The following is a 15540-nucleotide window of genomic DNA, read 5'->3' as shown; positions in this document are numbered from 1 at the left end:
GCCAGGCTCAGGTCGTACGAAGCCGGGCTCAGGCCCCGTCGAAACGCGCCGTACGCCGGTCCGCCCCCGCCGCGTAGCCCTCGGCCGCGTCCTCGGAGGTGAGGGTGAGGGCGGCGGCCAGGGCGGTGCGGTCCAGGGCCGGGGCCAGCGCGGCGTCCGCGTACGCGTCGATGGAGCGCTTCACGGACTGGACCGCCAGGGGCGCGTTGGCCGCGATCTCGGCGGCGACGGCATGCGTCGACGGCCCCAACTCGCCTGCCTCGACGACCTGTTGGAGGAGTCCCAGCCGTTCGGCCGTCGCCGCGTCGATGCGGCGGCCGGTCAGTGCGAGCAGCTTCGCCCAGCCCGCCCCCGCGTCCCGCGCGACGCGCAGGTCGCCGCCCGCGTCCACCGCGACACCGAGCCGCGCCTCGGGGAGCGCGAAGACGGCGTCGTCGGCGGCGATCCGGATGTCGGCCATCAGCGCCAGCTCGAACCCGAACCCCAGGCAGTACCCCTGCACGGCGGCCACCACCGGCTGCGGGAGCCGGGCGAACGCCGCGAACCGCTCGTGCGCCCACCGGATGCCCTCGGCGTAGTTGCGCGTCCGCTGTGCGGGCGAGCGCCCGGTGATCGCACCGCCGGGGGCCGTGACGTCGATGCCCGCGCAGAAGGCCCGCCCCTCGGCCCGCAGCAGCACGACCCGGATCCGGTCGTCGAACCTGATCCGGTCGGCCAGCAGGCCCAGTTGCCGGGTGGACTCCCAGCTCCAGGCGTTGAGCTTGCCGGGACGGCAGAGGGTGACGGTGCCGATCCCGTCCGCCCCGACGTCCAGGCGCAACCGCTCCTGTCCGTCGGGGACGTCCGTACTGATGGTGTCGATCATCCGCGCACCGTCCCTCCCGGAGAACTATCTGACGAGCCGTCAGATTACGTCGTCCGGGAGGGAGTTGGCAGAGGCGTGCAGTCCCTCAGTCGTCCTCGTTCACGCTCGTACGGACCGGGGTGCCCGCCTCCACGGTGCGGCTGACCGTGCAGATCCGGTCGTGCGAGCTCTTCACCGCCCGGGGCAGGATCGTCCGCGCGCGGTCCCCCGACGCCCCCTCGGGGAACGCCACGGAGAAGGCGACCTTGAGGTCCCGCATGCTGTTGCCGCTCTCGTCCTCGACCTTGTGGCCGGTGGTCTCGACGGTGAAGGCGGTCGCCTCCGCGTGCCGCCCGGTGGCGGACTCCACGTCGACGGCCGTGCAGCCGCCGATCGCGGCGAGGAAGAGCTCCACGGGCGTGAAGTCGGCGTCCCCGCCGGTGCCGAAGCTGAGGGTGCCGCCACGGGCGTTGGTGACGGTGAAGCGGCCGGGGCCGGAGCGCTCGATGGTGACGGAGCGCAGGGTCTTGTCGTCGGTCATGGCAGCGGCCTTGTCGTCGGTGGTGGCGTCGGTCGTGTCGTTGTCGGTCATGCCGCCGACGTTAACCCCACCCCGGCTACGGCACGTCGAACTCGCCGTTCGACCAGGCCGCGCGCAGGGCCTTCTTGTCGACCTTGCCCACCTTGGTCGTCGGCAGGCGGTCCAGCAGCACCGTCCTGCGGGGCGCGTACAGCTCGCCCAGCTCGGCGGTGACCGCCGCACCCACCGCCTCCGGAGCCACCTGCGCGTCCGACGCGGTGGCCAGGAAGATCTGCACGGCCTCGCCGAACTCCTCGTCGGGGACACCCAGCGCGGCCGCGTTGCGCACGCCCGGCAGCGTGAGGAGGAAGTCCTCCAGGACCCGGGAGTAGACGTTGTCGCTGGTCGCGCCGGTGACGATGATGTCCTTGGCCCGGTCGACGAGGTAGAGGTAGCCGTCGGCGTCCAGGTAGCCCATGTCGCCGGTGCGCAGCCAGCCGTCGCGCAGCGCCTCCGCCGTGCGCTCGGGATCCTGGTAGTAGCCGAGCATCACGGTGCGTCCCGTGACGCAGACCTCGCCGACCTGGCGGGCGGGCAGCGCCGTCGTACCGTCCTCGTCGCGGATCTCGATGCGTACGTCGGAGATCGCGCGGCCGCAACTGCGCCACAGCTCCGGGCGTTCGGCCCCGGCCGCCGCCAGCTCCTCGGCGCCGAACACGGCGATGCCGAGCGCCTCGGACTGACCGTACCCCTGGCTCAGGACGGGCCCGAAGACCTCGACCGCCTGCTGGAGGCGGGCCGGTGAGGAGGCCGCGCCGCCCACCGCGATCCTGCCCAGCGCGGGCAGCGCGCCCGGCACACAGTCGGGGTGGTCGAGGAGGGCGTACAGCATCGGCGGTACGAACATGGTCGCCGTGATGCGCTCCTCGCGCAGTACGGTCATGGCCGCGTCGGCGTCGAACTCGGGGAGCACGACCAGGGTCGAGCCCGTCACCAGCGCCTGGAGCGAGGTGAGGTGACCGCTGCCGTGCGTGAGGAGGGTCGCGGCGAGGACGCGCTCGGAGCCGGGGTCGGTGGCCGGGAGGAACGCCGATCCGGCGCCCTCCGGGGTGTCCACCACCAGCTCCACCAGCGCGTCGTACAGCCGACGGCTGTGCGCGGCCAGCTTGGGGCGGCCCAGGGTGCCGCCCGTGTAGAGGACGGTGACGGGCTCGTCGGGGCCGGGGGCGGCAATCCCTTCCGGGCGGGTCGCCGGGAAGCCGTCCGCCAGGGCGAGCAGGTCGGCGCAGGGCCGGCCGGCGGGCCGGTCGCAGGGGCCGAGGCTGAGCAGTACGGGGGAGTGGGTGCTGCGCCCGGCCGCGTCGGCGGCGCGCTCGGCGAACAGCGGGTCGGTGACCACCGCGCGCGCCCCGGACTGCTCGACCAGCGCGGCCAGTTCGCCGGGGCCCGGCTCGGGCGGCAGGAACACGACGCGGCAGCCGATGAGGTGCACGGCGAGCTGGACCAGGACGGAGTCGACCCGGTTCGCCAGGAACAGCCCGACGCCGTCGCCGGGGGCGAGGCCCTGGGCGCGCAGTGCGTGGCCGAGGCGGAAGAGGCGGGTGCGGGCCTGGGCGCGGGTCAGCCGCTGGGTGCCCTGGACGAGGGCTTCCGTGTTCTCGTTCTGCTGCCAGCGCTCCAGGACGCGGTCGACGTAGGTCGGCGGCTGCGGAGAGGCGGTGGGGGGTTCGGTGTCTACCTGTCCGTTAATGATCATCAAAACATGCAAACATGCTGCTCAGGAGTGGTGAACCGACGGGGGGCCTCCTGCGCTCAAGTCCCGCAGGAGTACCATGCCCCGCCCCTTTCCAGGCCTCAGACCCGGCCCTCCTGGTGCCCCTGCTCGCTCAGGGCCTTGTCGATGCGGGAACGGTGCGCCGCCTCCCACTCGTCCAGGGTCTCCGCGGCCTCCTTCGCCAGCTTGCGGCGGGCGTCCGCGAGCACCTCCTCCTGCCGGTCGGCCGGGACGACGACCACGCCGTCCTCGTCCGCGACGACCAGGTCACCGGGGCGCACGGTCACGCCGCCGCAGGTCACCGGTTCGTTGTGCGGGGCGACCACCTTCTTCGTACCCGGAATGGGAACGACGCCCCGGGCGACGACGGGGAAGCCCATCTCCCGGATCTCCCCGATGTCCCGGATCACCCCGTCCAGCACGAACCCGGCGACCCCGCGCCGCTGCGCGACCGCGCACACGTTGCCCCCGGCGAGCGCGAACTCCACGTCCCCCGCCTCGGCGACGATCACCGCACCGGGCTCGGCCCGGTAGATGGCCGCGTGCAGCATCAGGTTGTCCCCGGCCGGACACCGCACGGTGAACGCGGGCCCGGCCACGCGGGGCATCCCGGCCCACAGCGGGCGCACCCCGAGGTCCATGACCTGGGCGCGGCCGAGGAGGTCGGCGAGGGTGGTGGTGGGTATGGCGGCGAAGTCGGTGGCGTTCATGAGGTCCGCTCTCCTGAGGCAGTCGGGTCTGCCAGGAGCGTAACGACCACCTGGCTCACGGCCGGTACACGTACTCCGCCAGGGTGGCGTGCTTCTTCCGGCTCAGCGTCGCGTACAGGGCACGCCCGACGCCGGCCCCGTCCGGGAGCCCCCGCCCAGGCCCTGCGCCGGACGGGCGTGACCGCAGGGGGCCCGGCCCGCCTCCCGGCACCGGACAGGCGCAGCCTCACCCCGCCGGGGCAAGGGGTCCCCAGCCCCGCCCCTTCACCTAAACCCGCGGGGGCATGCACGGTTCCCGTGCGGGTGCGTCGTGGTTGCTCGCGCAGTTCCCCGCGCCCCTGGCGGGGCACGGTTTGACGGTGGCGAGCCGTCTGGGCGTCGCCGTGCGGCAGTGCCGCGTCCCGACGGGGTCCGAGCGTGGGGCAATTGCACGGTTCCCGTGCGAGTGCGTCGTGGTTGCTCGCGCAGTTCCCCGCGCCCCTGGCGGGGCACGGTTTGACGGTGGCGAGCCGTCTGGGCGTCGCCGTGCGGCAGTGCCGCGTCCCGACGGGGTCCGAGCGTGGGGCAATTGCACGGTTCCCGTGCGAGTGCGTCGTGGTTGCTCGCGCAGTTCCCCGCGCCCCTGGCGGGGCACGGTTTGACGGTGGCGAGCCGTTTGGGTGCCGCCGCGTGGCAGTGCCGCGTCCCGACGGGGTCCGAACAGGGAGTCCCGTACGCGTCCCCGTACCCTCGATCCGTGCCCCACCACGTCGCCGTCCTCGTCCTCGAAGGGGCCAAGCCCCTCGACGTGGGCATTCCGGCCCAGGTCTTCACGACCCGCGCGAGCATGCCGTACGAAGTACGGGTCTGCGGGGCCGCGCCCGGCCTCGTGACCGGCGGCGACGGACTCGCCTACCACGTCGCGCACGGGCTGGAGGCGCTCGACTGGGCCGACATCGTCTTCGTCCCCGGCTACCGGCATCCGGACCGGGAGGATCCGCCGCGCAGCGTGGTCGAGGCCCTGGTCGCCGCCCACGGGCGGGGGGCTCGCCTCGCCGCCATCTCCACCGGCGCCTTCGCCCTCGCCGCCACCGGCCTCCTGGACGGCAGGCGCGCCACCACCCACTGGCACTACACCCGGGCCCTCGCCGCCCGGCACCCCCTCGTGCGGGTCGACCCGAACGTGCTGTTCGTCGACGAGGGGAGCGTGCTGACGTCGGCCGGTGCCGCCTCCGGCATCGACCTCTGCCTGCACATCCTGCGCGGCGACCTCGGCGTCGCCGCCTCCCACCACGCCGCCCGGCGGCTCGTCGCCGCGCCCTACCGCAGCGGCGGCCAGGCCCAGTACGTACCGCGCAGTGTTCCGGAACCGCTCGGCGAGCGGTTCGCGGCCACCCGGGAGTGGGCGCTGCACCGGCTCGGCGAACCCCTCACCCTCGACATACTCGCCCGGCGGGCGGGCGTCTCGGCCCGTACGTTCTCCCGGCGCTTCGTGGAGGAGACCGGCTGCACCCCCCTCCAGTGGGTCATGCGCGCCCGCGTCGACCTCGCCCGCGAACTCCTGGAACGCTCGCAGTTGAGCGTCGAACAGATCGCCGCCGACACCGGCCTCGGCACGGGAGCCAACCTCCGCCTCCACTTCCAGCGCATCCTCGGCACCACCCCGACCGAGTACCGCCGCACCTTCACCCGGGACGCATGAGCGCCCCGTCACGGGGCGGGCAGGTGGCGGGAATCTTGTAGACCACAGGTGGCGGGAATCTTGTGGACCATGGCGCTCCCGCCACTGTCCGTCCCACCCGGCGCGCGCGAGTCTGGGGGTGAAGAGACCACGACCAGAAGGGGCTTCACCCATGACCCGCATCGCCATCAACGGATTCGGCCGCATCGGGCGCAACGTACTGCGCGCGCTTCTGGAGCGTGACAGTGCGTTGGAGGTCGTCGCCGTCAACGACCTCACCGAGCCCGCGGCCCTCGCCCGGCTGCTCGCCTTCGACAGCACCTCCGGGCGGCTCGGGCGGCCCGTGACCGTCGACGGGGACACCCTCGTGGTCGACGGGCGGCGCATCAAGGTGCTGGCGGAGCGGGAGCCCGCTCAACTGCCCTGGAAGGAGTTGGGTGTTGACGTCGTGCTGGAGGCGACGGGGCGGTTCACGTCGGCCGTGGCCGCCCGTGCCCACCTCGCCGCCGGGGCGAAGAAGGTGCTGGTCAGTGCGCCCTCGGACGGAGCGGACGTCACGCTCGCGTACGGCGTCAACACGGACGCGTACGACGCAGCGGCGCACACGGTCGTCTCCAGTGCCTCCTGCACCACCAACGCGCTCGCGCCCCTCGCCTCCGTCCTCGACCAACTCGCCGGTATCGAGCACGGGTTCATGACCACCGTGCACGCCTACACCCAGGAGCAGAACCTCCAGGACGGCCCGCACCGCGATGCCCGCCGGGCCCGTGCCGCCGGGGTCAACATCGTGCCGACCACGACCGGCGCGGCCAAGGCGATCGGTCTGGTGCTGCCCGGTCTCGACGGCAAGCTGTCGGGGGACTCCATCCGGGTGCCGGTCCCGGTCGGTTCGATCGTGGAGCTCAACACGGTGGTGGCCCGTGACGTGTCCCGGGACGAGGTGCTGGAGGCGTACCGTGCGGCGGCGGACGGTCCGCTCGCCGGAATCCTCGAATACTCCGAGGACGCGCTCGTCTCGTCCGACATCACCGGCAACCCCGCCTCCTCCATCTTCGACTCCGCCCTCACCCGCGTCGACGGCCGTCACATCAAGGTGGTCGCCTGGTACGACAACGAGTGGGGCTTCTCGAACCGGGTCATCGACACGCTCGAACTCCTCACCGTGTGAGCCGTCGTCCTGAGCTGTCGCACTGAGCTGTCGCCCTGAGTCGTCGCCCTGAGCTGTCGTCCCTACCTGCTCGGCCGCTCGTCCAGGGCGTGTTCCGCCGCCGCGAGCCGCAGGTCCTCCAGCCGGGCCGACTGCCGTTCGGCCCGGTCCAGGAGGGTGTCGAGCTGTTCCACGTGCAGGCGGGTGTCGGTCGCGGCCCGTGCGCGCAGGGTGCGCCAGCAGGACGCTTTGCCGTGCACGCCCAGCAGCATGGCCTCCAGTTCCAGTACGTCGCTGAGCGGCGAGCGGGAGAAGAGGTGCCCGTTGGGCTTGAGGCGGCCCGCCTTCTCGGCCAGCCAGCCCAGCGCGACCTTGGAACGTTCCGCGGGGACGGACAGGTCGGCCATGATCTGGAGGAGCGAGTCGCGGTCCTCCCGGACCTGCTGGGCGAGTTCGGCCAGCAGGGGCTTCGTCTGCTTGCGCGTCGGGGCGGCCGCCGCGCGGCGGAACAGTTCCAGGCCCGAAGTGGCGCCCGCCAGATGGTCGTTGAGGTAGATGGCGAGGAGGTCGGCGGGGGTCGGCGGCTGCTTCTTCGCCCGGCGGTCCTCCGTTCCGGACGCGGGTTCGGTGTCGGTGTGAGTGCCGGTGTGAGTGCCGGTGCCGGGAGCGGGCGTACGGGTGCCCGGCTCGCGCAGCTTGCGTTCCACCGTCGCCGACAGTTCCGTCCAGCTCGCCTCGAACTTGGCCAGACCGTCCCGCTCCAGGAACTCCGTCACGTCCCGGAAGTCGATGCCGACGCGTTCCAGTGCCGCGAAGTGGGCCGCCGCCTGGGTGTACCGCTCGGCGGACGGCGCTCCGGGCTCGACGCGGCCGTGGTTGGCGAAGGCCTCCAGGGTCGCGCCCGGCATGGTGTTGACGGTGCCCGGGACGACGAGCTCGCCGACGTACAGGGTGTCGGGGTAGGCGGGGTTCTTGACGCCGGTCGACGCCCAGAGCGGGCGCTGGACGCGTGCGCCCGAGGCCGCGAGGTCCCGCCAGCGCGGTGACGCGGTCGCCGCCACGAACACCTCATGGGCCAGCAGGGCGTTGGCCACGGCCGTCCGGCCGCGCAGTTCGAGCGCTTCCGGCGTACCGAGGGCGTCGAGCCGCTTGTCGACCTCGGTGTCGACGCGCGAGACGAAGAAGGACGCCACCGAGTGGATGCCCGCCAGGTCGTGGCCGTCGGCGAGCGCCTTCTCCAGCCCGGTCATGTACGCGTCCAGCACCTCCCGGTAGCGCTCCAGCGAGAAGACCAGCGTGACATTGACGCTGAGGCCCCGGGCGACGGCCGCCGAGATCGCGGCGAGGCCCGCCCGGGTGGCGGGGATCTTGACGAAGAGGTTGGGCTCGCCGACCGTCTCCCACAGCTTCTGCGCCTGTACGAGGGTGGCGTCGGGGTCCTGCGCGAGCCGGGGGTCCACCTCGATGGAGACCCGGCCGTCGATCCCCTCGGTACGCCGGTGCACGTCGGCGAGGGCCTGGCAGCCGCTGCGTACGTCATCGGTGGTCAGGGCGAGGACGGCGTCGTCGACGCTCGTCGCCCGGTCGGCGAGGCCGCTCAACTGCTCGTCGTAGCGGTCGCCCTCGGAGAGGGCCGACGCGAAGATCGTGGGGTTCGTCGTGATCCCGGTGACGTGCTTCTCCGCGACCAGCCGCGCCAGTCCGCCACCGGCCAGCAGTTCGCGCGAGAGGTCGTCCAGCCAGACCGACACTCCGGCGGCGGACAGGGCGGCCAGTGGATCGGACGTGGGGGAACCGTACATGGGAGCCTCCGAGGATGATGTCCCGTCAAGAAACCTGTGAGAAAGGGCAGTTGCGTCCGCGCGGGGGCCCGGCACGGAAAGAGGAGTTCCCTGTGCGCCTGTCCCGTATTTCCCGCTTCACCCCCCGAAGCCACGCTTTTCCCGGGCGAGGAACGCCGTACGGATGACCGGCAGCATGCAGGCCGTCTGCGTCGCGGCGTACCACCAGGGGCACACGCCCGGCACCAGGTCGACCCCGATGACGGCGACCGGCATGATCACGGTGAGGGTGCGCAGCCGGTCCGAGGCCCGTCGGGAACCCCGGGACGCGGCGACCGTCAGCCGATGGACCGGCACGGCGACCAGGGGCAGCAGGACCGCCCGCACCCACATGAAGGTGGTGACCGGATGGCCGGTGACGGCCACGGCGACGATCGCGAGGAGGGCGGCGGTGCTGAGCGCGGCGTAGAGCTTGACGCAGATCAGGGCGGTGCGGGCGGCGGCTGTCGGGTGCTCGGTGGTTTCCATGTCGGCGACGCTACGAAGGCCCCGGCCGGTGCGGTATCCGGCTGGACCCACAGGGGAGTGGGGCTGGCCCCACTCCCGGGAGGGCCGGATCGGGGGCAGGATTTTTACGGTGCACGGCGCGGTGATCGGCGCGGGCACCGGACGGAAGGCGTGAGGCACATGGGGACGTTGAGGGCACGGCGCACAGGCACCGCCCTGTGGCGCACACGCGCCGCCCAGAGGGTGGTGCGCGTCGGGCACGGTGTCGGACAGGGCTTCGGCCGGGCCTGCCTCGTCGCAGCGCTCGGCATGGCCGTGCCGTGCGTCTGGGCCGCCGCCGTGGCACTCGGCATCCGCTGGGGTGCCGCGAACCCCTGGTCCTGGGCGGCACCCGTGGTGCTGGTGTGCGTGGGCACCCTCGGCCTGTCGCGCCCGGTCTGCCGGGCCGTCCGCCAGCTCCTCGCCCGCTGGACGGGCACCGTCGTCCCGGACGGCTACCGGCAGGCCCCGCCCCTGACCCACCTCTCCACCGGGTACTGGTGGAACGGCTTCGGTTACGAACGCACGCGCCGCGACGCCCTCCTGGACCAGCGCCGACGCATCTGGTGGCAGGACCCCGCGAACCTGCGCGACCTGCGCTTCACGGCGATCCTGCCGTTCACGGCGGGCGCGGTCGCCTGCCTGCCGCCGGGCGGGGTCGCGGTGGCGGCCCTCGGACACGCCGAGCCCCTGGTCGCGGTGCCCGGCCTGCTCGTCGCCGTGGCGACCGCCCCGTACGCCTGGCGGTGCCTGGAACCCGTGGCCGTCCGCCTCCTGCGCCCCTCGGCCGCGATGGCGCTGGCCGACCGGGTGGCGGAGCTGACCGCCCAGCGCGCCGACGCGACCGTCGCCCAGGCCGCCGAGATCCGGCGCATCGAGCGCGACCTGCACGACGGGGCGCAGGCCCGGCTCGTCTCCCTCGGGCTCTCCCTCGCGACCGCCGAGAGGCTGATGGCGACCGACCCCGACCGGGCCCGGGCCCTGATGCGGGAGGCGCGGGCCGGGGCCACCGCCTCGCTCGCCGAACTCCGCGAACTGGTCCGGGGGATCAACCCGCCCGTGCTCAACGACCGGGGTCTCGCCGACGCCGTACGCGCCCTCGCCCTGGACAGCCCGCTGGAGACGGCCGTCGACGCCGACCTGCCGCCCGGCCTGGACCCGCCGATCGAGTCCGCCCTGTACTTCGCCGTCGCCGAACTCCTGGCCAACGCCGCCCGGCACGCCCGCGCGACCCGCGCCCGCATCACCCTCGTCCAGGGCCCCACCGACATCGTCGTCGAGGTCCGGGACGACGGGCGGGGCGGCGCGGTCCCCCGGGCCGACGGCGGACTCGCCGGGCTGCGCCGCCGCCTCGCGGCCTTCGACGGCACCCTGGAGATCGCCAGCCCGGAGGGCGGCCCGACCAGGGTGCGGATGATGGTGCCATGCGTATCGTCGTAGCCGAGGACCTCTATCTCCTGCGGGACGGGATGGTCCGCCTCATCGAGGCGTACGGTCACCAGGTCGTCGCCACCGCGGCCACCGGCCCCGAAACGCTCCGGGCACTGCTGGAGTGGCGGCCGGACGTCGCCGTCGTGGACGTCCGGATGCCGCCCACCCAGAAGGACGAGGGCCTGCGCGCCGCGCTCGCCGCCCGCAGCGAACTGCCCGGGCTGCCCGTCTTCGTACTCTCCCAGTACGTCGAGCAGCTGTACGCCCGGGAGCTGCTGGCCGACGGGTCCGGAGGCGTCGGCTACTTCCTCAAGGACAGCGTGTTCGACGGCGACCAGTTCATCGACGCCCTGGAACGCGTCGCGGCGGGCGGCACCGCCATGGACCCGGCCGTCATCGCCAAACTCCTGGCGGGCGGCACCTCGAACCGCCGCCTCGAAGCCCTCACCGCACGCGAGCACTCCGTACTGAGCCTGATGGCCGAGGGGCTCTCCAACCAGGCGATCGGCCGACGCCTCTTCCTCAGCGAGAGCGCGATCGGCAAATACACCACCTCCCTCTTCGGCAAGCTGGGCATCACGGACGACGACAACGGCAACCGCCGCGTCCTGGCCGTGCTCGCCTACTTCAACGCCCCCTGACGCCCCGCGTGTTGTGACCCGTGCCACACTCGTCCGTGCCCCGCTCCGCGATGACTTTCCGCGCCGCCGCAGGTCTACCCCGTACCAGAACAGCGACGGCAAAGGATTGGACACCGGACATGACGTACCCCCTCCCCGCACCCGCCCGCACCACCACTACCTCCACCTCTACCGCCCGCCGCCTCGGCGGCCGTCGGGCGCTTCGCTGCGGGCTCGCGGCGGGCCCGCTCTTCCTCGGCGCGGGCATCGTGCAGGGGCTCACCCGAGACGGCTTCGACTTCACCCGCAACGCGCTCAGCCAGCTCGCGCTGGGAGGAGCGGGCTGGGTGCAGACGCTCAACTTCCTTGTGGTGGGTGCCCTGTTGGGGGTGGGTGCGGTCGGGCTGCGCCGGGCGCGGGTCGGGGGGAGAGGCGGCCCGGTCCTGATCGGCGTCTTCGGGCTGTCCTTCTGGGCGGCCGCCGCCTTCCCCGCCGATGCAGGGGCGGGGTTCCCCGTGGGGGCTCCGGACGCGACCGCGATGAGCGGTGCCGGTGCCGTCCACATGGCCGGGGGCATGATCGGTTACCTTGCCCTGTGCGCCGCGTTCCTCGTGCTAGCCCGTCCGCTCGCCGAACGGGGGCACCGTGCCTGGGCCGTGGCGTCGTGGGTCGTCCCGGTCGTGGTGCTCGCGGGCTTCCTGGCCTCGGCCGCCTCGGTCCTGGCCTTCACCTGCGGTGCAGCACTCGGGCTGCTGTGGCTGAGCGCGGTCATGGCCCGCCTGGCCGCAGCGCCCGTACAGCACTGATCATCTCAAACTGATCCTCTCAACTCGACGCGCAGACAAGGAAGATGAGATGTCCGAAGCAGTCAAGGGCCCCGCCAGCTACTTCCCCTCCATCGAGAAGAAGTACGGCCGTCCCGTCGCGGAGTGGCTGGACCTCATCCGCACCTCCCCGCTCACCCAGCACATGGAACTCGTCGCCTGGCTCAAGACCGAGCACGGCCTGGGCCACGGCCACGCCAACGCCCTGGTCGCCCACGTTCGGGCCGAGAGCCCCGAGTAGCAGAAGAAGGGGGACGGGCTCAGGTGCCCGGCGCCGTGTCGGCGCCACGGGCGAGGTCGGCCAGCCGCCCTGCGTCGCGGGTGCCGGGTTCGGCGGACCAGAGCACGAGCTGCTGCTCCGGTGCGCCGGCGTAGCGGAAGGTGTCCCAGTCGAGGGTGAGGTCGCCGACGACGGGGTGGGCGATGCGTTTGCTGCCGAAGTCCTGGTGTGCGACGCGGTGTTCCGCCCACCAGACGCGGAACTGCCGGTCCGCCAAGGAGAGTTCGCCGACCAGGGCGGTGAGGGCCGGGTCGGCGGGATTGACCCCGGCCTCCATCCGCAGCACTTCCACGCACGTACGGGCCACGTCCTCCCACTCGGGGTAGATGTCCCGCATCGCCGGGTCGCAGAAGACCATGCGGACGTAGTTGCGCTCCGCCTCCGGCACGGTGGCGAAGTCGCGCAGCAGCCTCGCCGCCAGGGGGTTCCACGCGAGGATGTCGAGCCGTGGCCCGAAGACGATGCCGGGAGTGCCGGTGAGCTGCCCCAGCAGGCGCGCGAGGTGCGGATGCAGTCGGGGCCGTACCGGACGGCGCGGCGTGGCGCGGTGCCCGGCCCGGGCCGCCTGGGCGACCAGTCCTTCGACGTACGTCCGCTGGTCCGCGCCGAGCCGCAGCTCTCGGACGAGCGCGTCGAGCACCGGTCGCGACGGTGCCAGGCGGCCCTGTTCGATGCGTACGTAGTAGTCGGTGCTGATCGTGACCAGCTGGGCCACCTCCTCGCGGCGCAGGCCCCGGACGCGGCGCCGGGTGTGCCCGTACTCGGGAAGGCCGACCTGCGCCGGTGTCAGCTCACCACGGCGATGCCGGAAGAACTCACCCAGCTCACGGAGATGCGCGGAACCAGTCACCCGCCCAGCATGGCACCCGGGGAAGTGCTCTGCCTGGGACAGATCCTTCCCAGGAAAGAGTCCGGCCTTCCTGCGCCCCGCCCGTCGGCCGGACAGTGGGGAACGGCCCGCGGACAGGACGCGGGCCGCCGACAATCCCAGGAGAGCAGCATGAGGACCGACGTCCGCTTCCCCACCAACGGCCTGAATCTCGCCGGCCACCTGTACCTTCCGGACAACCCGTCCCAGAGTCCTGTCGCCGCGATCGTCGTCGGCCACCCCACGACCGGCGTCAAGGAGCAGTGCCCGGCGCTGTACGCCACCCGCCTGGTCGAGGCGGGCTTCGCCGTCCTCACCTTCGACGCCGCCCACCAGGGGGAGTCCGAGGGACTGCCGCGTGGCCTGGAGGACCCCTTCCAGCGCGCCGAGGACTTCCGTGCGGCGGTTTCCCACCTCACCACCCGCCCCGAGGTCGACGCCGACCGCATCGGTGTGATGGGGGTGTGCGGCTCGGGTGCCTACGCGCCGTACGCCGCCCAGACGGACCACCGGATGAAGGCCGTCGCGGGCGTCTCCGGCACCGACGTCCCCAGCTTCTTCCGGGGCGCCGACCCCCAGGGCTGGCAGCGGATGGTGGCGAACTCGGGCGCCCTGCGCAGCGCCGAGGCGGCGGGCGGGCCCGCGGCCACGTTCGCGGTACTGCCGGACCGGGCCGACGCCGACACCCCGGCGCCGACCGCCGAGTTCGTCGACTACTACAAGACGCCCCGCGGGCGGCACCCGCGCTCCACGGGGGATCTGGTCGTACGCAGCGCGGACCTGCTCGACCAGTTCGACTCCTTCGCCGAGGTCGCCAAGATCGCACCGCGCCCGCTGCTCATGATCGCCGGTACCGAGGCGGTGACCCGAGGGTTCTTCGAGCAGGCGGTCGCCGACAGCCCGGGCAACGCAGAACTGTTCCTCGTCGAGGGGGCCACGCACGTCGACCTGTACGACCGCGAGCCGTACATGACGTCCGCCGTCGCCAAGCTGGTCGAGTTCTTCGGCAAGCACCTCGGCCGGGGCTGAGCAGGCACCCCGGCAGGTGCTGAGCGGAGGCCCCGGCCGGGGCTGAACGGGCACGCGGGCGGAGGCGGGGCGGCTCAGCGCGCCGTCGGCCAGGTGCGCAGCAGCGTGTCGAGGGCGTGCACGATCTCCGTCCAGCTCTCCTGCGCGTCGGGGGAGCTGCGGGCGAAGCCCCCGGCGGTCTCCAGGGTGACGTATCCGCTGAAGACCGCCCCCAACAGCCGTACCGCGTGCGTCTCGTACGGTTCGGCCAGGTCGTACCCGCGCAGGACCGCCCGTGACATCTGCGAGTGCCGTACGGCAGCGCTGGCGGCGGCGGTCTCCTCGTCGAGCGGGTGGCGGGCGGCGGTGAAGCGGCCCGGGTGGGCGAGGGCGTAGTCGCGGTAGGCGTCGGCGAAGGCGGTCAGGGCGTCCTTGTCCGCCCGCCCGGCCACCGCGAGGGACGCCCGGTCGGCGAGTTCCTCCAGGGCCAGCAGGGCGATGCGGGTTTTGAGGTCGTCGGCGTTGCGGACGTGCGAGTACAGACTCGCGGTCTTCACCCCGAACCGCCGGGCCAGCTCCGCCGGGGTCGTGTGCGCGAAGCCGATCTCGTCGGCCAGTTCCGCACCCGCCCGCACCAGGCGCTCCGTCGTCAGTCCCACTCGGGCCATGCCCACCTCCGTACCGCTGCTGCCGTCACTGTCTTCGACGATTATTCATTTGCCTAAAGCGATTAGGCAAATTAGCGTGCCTGTTATGAAGCAGCTGACCGACCGAGACATCCGCACCGCCTTCGTGAACTGCACGAAGGGCGAGGCCAAGCGCATGCACGTACCCCGTGACCTGGAGGACCGGCCCTGGGACGACCTGGACTTCCTCGGCTGGCGAGATCCACAGGCCCCCGACCGGGCCTATCTCGTCGCCGAACTCGACGACCGCCTGGTGGGCGTCCAACTCCGCACCTCCAGCGCCGGTTCCTGGCAGACCCGGCGCAGCATGTGCTCGGTGTGTGTGACCACGCACACCGGGGGTGTGTCCCTGATGGTCGCGCCGAAGGCCGGAAAGGCCGGGCAGCAGGGCAACTCCACCGGCATCTACCTGTGCAGCGACCTGGCCTGCTCCCTGTACGTGCGCGGGCTGAAGGACGCGGGCGTCGGCTCGCGGCTGCACGAGTCGCTCACCCTGGAGGAGAAGGTGCGGCGGACGCTGGACAACCTGGCGGCGTTCGTGGCCACGGTCACCGCCTGAGCCGCGGGGGCCGTTCGACCTGGGGGAAGGTCTGGGGGAGGCCTGCGGGAGGCCTGGGCGAGGGGACGCGCCCGAGGAGCTGCCGGGTGCGCGGGACCACCCCGTACCGAGTGCTACAGTCCCCTTGATCGATCTCGATCGCAGGATTGTTACTCCCCGAGGACGTAACCGTTCATCGCCCAGCGCGATGCGACGGCGGCTCACCGCTTGAGGGGAGGCAAGGCCTGGGACGCGCCGCGTGCGCGACCCGGGCCTTTTTTGTTGCCTGCATCCGGCGTGAGA

At 72.7% G+C, this 15540-nt stretch carries 15 protein-coding genes and 1 pseudogene; 8 read left to right on the top strand and 8 right to left on the bottom strand.

Annotated features, from left to right (window positions below; all coding sequences use genetic code 11):
• Positions 1-28: 28 nt before the first annotated feature.
• The 4 genes from ACIO3O_RS01765 to ACIO3O_RS01750 form a co-directional block, all read right to left on the bottom strand.
• Positions 29-865, bottom strand: coding sequence for an enoyl-CoA hydratase/isomerase family protein (locus tag ACIO3O_RS01765; protein WP_401740643.1), 837 nt, complete (start codon positions 863-865; stop codon positions 29-31).
• 85 nt (positions 866-950) lie between these two features.
• On the bottom strand, positions 951-1385 hold the full coding sequence (locus ACIO3O_RS01760) for an OsmC family protein (RefSeq protein ID WP_401741827.1): 435 nt from the start codon (positions 1383-1385) through the stop codon (positions 951-953).
• 76 nt (positions 1386-1461) lie between these two features.
• Entirely contained in the window at positions 1462-3120 is a 1659-nt protein-coding gene (locus tag ACIO3O_RS01755; protein ID WP_401740640.1) for an AMP-binding protein, read from the bottom strand.
• 98 nt (positions 3121-3218) lie between these two features.
• Positions 3219-3848, bottom strand: coding sequence for an RraA family protein (locus tag ACIO3O_RS01750; RefSeq protein WP_401740638.1), 630 nt, complete (start codon positions 3846-3848; stop codon positions 3219-3221).
• 736 nt (positions 3849-4584) lie between these two features.
• Here ACIO3O_RS01750 and ACIO3O_RS01745 point away from each other — a divergent pair.
• Together ACIO3O_RS01745 and gap are read left to right on the top strand one after the other, a co-directional pair.
• Positions 4585-5529 (top strand): GlxA family transcriptional regulator, encoded by a 945-nt coding sequence (locus ACIO3O_RS01745; RefSeq protein ID WP_401740636.1) that lies wholly within the window; start codon positions 4585-4587, stop codon positions 5527-5529.
• A gap of 151 nt (positions 5530-5680) precedes the next feature.
• A complete protein-coding gene (gene gap, locus ACIO3O_RS01740) occupies positions 5681-6676 on the top strand; it encodes a type I glyceraldehyde-3-phosphate dehydrogenase (protein WP_401740633.1) in 996 nt (331 codons plus the stop codon).
• Between the two features lie 659 nt (positions 6677-7335).
• On the opposite strand, the pseudogene tal reads toward gap, so the two are convergent.
• Positions 7336-8457, bottom strand: a pseudogene (gene tal, locus ACIO3O_RS01735) (transaldolase); the annotation flags it as partial.
• 117 nt (positions 8458-8574) lie between these two features.
• Positions 8575-8964: a hypothetical protein gene (locus ACIO3O_RS01730; RefSeq protein ID WP_401740630.1), complete on the bottom strand. Its 390-nt coding sequence runs from the start codon at positions 8962-8964 to the stop codon at positions 8575-8577.
• Positions 8965-9123: 159 nt separating this feature from the next.
• On the opposite strand from ACIO3O_RS01730, the gene ACIO3O_RS01725 reads away from it, so the two are divergent.
• The 4 genes from ACIO3O_RS01725 (at position 9124) to ACIO3O_RS01710 (ending at position 12098) form a co-directional block, all read left to right on the top strand.
• The gene (locus ACIO3O_RS01725) at positions 9124-10422 is read left to right on the top strand and encodes a sensor histidine kinase (RefSeq protein WP_401740627.1); all 1299 of its coding nucleotides are present in this window, start codon (positions 9124-9126) and stop codon (positions 10420-10422) included.
• Positions 10407-11054 carry a LuxR C-terminal-related transcriptional regulator gene (locus ACIO3O_RS01720; protein ID WP_401740624.1) on the top strand — a complete coding sequence of 216 codons (648 nt, stop codon included), beginning with the start codon at positions 10407-10409 and terminating at the stop codon, positions 11052-11054. The genes ACIO3O_RS01725 and ACIO3O_RS01720 overlap by 16 nt, the downstream gene beginning before the upstream one ends.
• Before the next feature lie 119 nt (positions 11055-11173).
• Positions 11174-11839 carry a DUF998 domain-containing protein gene (locus tag ACIO3O_RS01715; protein WP_401740622.1) on the top strand — a complete coding sequence of 222 codons (666 nt, stop codon included), beginning with the start codon at positions 11174-11176 and terminating at the stop codon, positions 11837-11839.
• 49 nt (positions 11840-11888) lie between these two features.
• Entirely contained in the window at positions 11889-12098 is a 210-nt protein-coding gene (locus ACIO3O_RS01710; protein WP_401740619.1) for a DUF4287 domain-containing protein, read from the top strand.
• Between the two features lie 19 nt (positions 12099-12117).
• On the opposite strand, the gene ACIO3O_RS01705 is transcribed toward ACIO3O_RS01710, so the two are convergent.
• Positions 12118-12987 (bottom strand): helix-turn-helix domain-containing protein, encoded by an 870-nt coding sequence (locus tag ACIO3O_RS01705; protein ID WP_401740616.1) that lies wholly within the window; start codon positions 12985-12987, stop codon positions 12118-12120.
• A gap of 150 nt (positions 12988-13137) precedes the next feature.
• Here ACIO3O_RS01705 and ACIO3O_RS01700 point away from each other — a divergent pair, with 150 nt between their 5' ends.
• Positions 13138-14034 (top strand): alpha/beta hydrolase, encoded by an 897-nt coding sequence (locus ACIO3O_RS01700; RefSeq protein WP_401740615.1) that lies wholly within the window; start codon positions 13138-13140, stop codon positions 14032-14034.
• Positions 14035-14108: 74 nt separating this feature from the next.
• Here ACIO3O_RS01700 and ACIO3O_RS01695 read toward each other — a convergent pair whose 3' ends face one another.
• Positions 14109-14681, bottom strand: a complete 573-nt coding sequence (locus ACIO3O_RS01695) for a TetR/AcrR family transcriptional regulator (RefSeq protein WP_401740613.1) — start codon at positions 14679-14681, stop codon at positions 14109-14111.
• 85 nt (positions 14682-14766) lie between these two features.
• Between ACIO3O_RS01695 and ACIO3O_RS01690 the strand changes: the two genes are divergently transcribed.
• Positions 14767-15258 carry an FBP domain-containing protein gene (locus ACIO3O_RS01690; protein ID WP_401740611.1) on the top strand — a complete coding sequence of 164 codons (492 nt, stop codon included), beginning with the start codon at positions 14767-14769 and terminating at the stop codon, positions 15256-15258.
• The last annotated feature ends 282 nt before the right edge of the window (positions 15259-15540 follow it).

Origin of the sequence: Streptomyces sp. NPDC087440 (genome assembly GCF_044744005.1) — a bacterium.
Classification (GTDB): Bacteria; Actinomycetota; Actinomycetes; order Streptomycetales; family Streptomycetaceae; genus Streptomyces.
The sequence above is the reverse complement of the archived record's forward strand: the minus strand, read 5'-3'. Positions and strand labels throughout refer to the sequence as shown.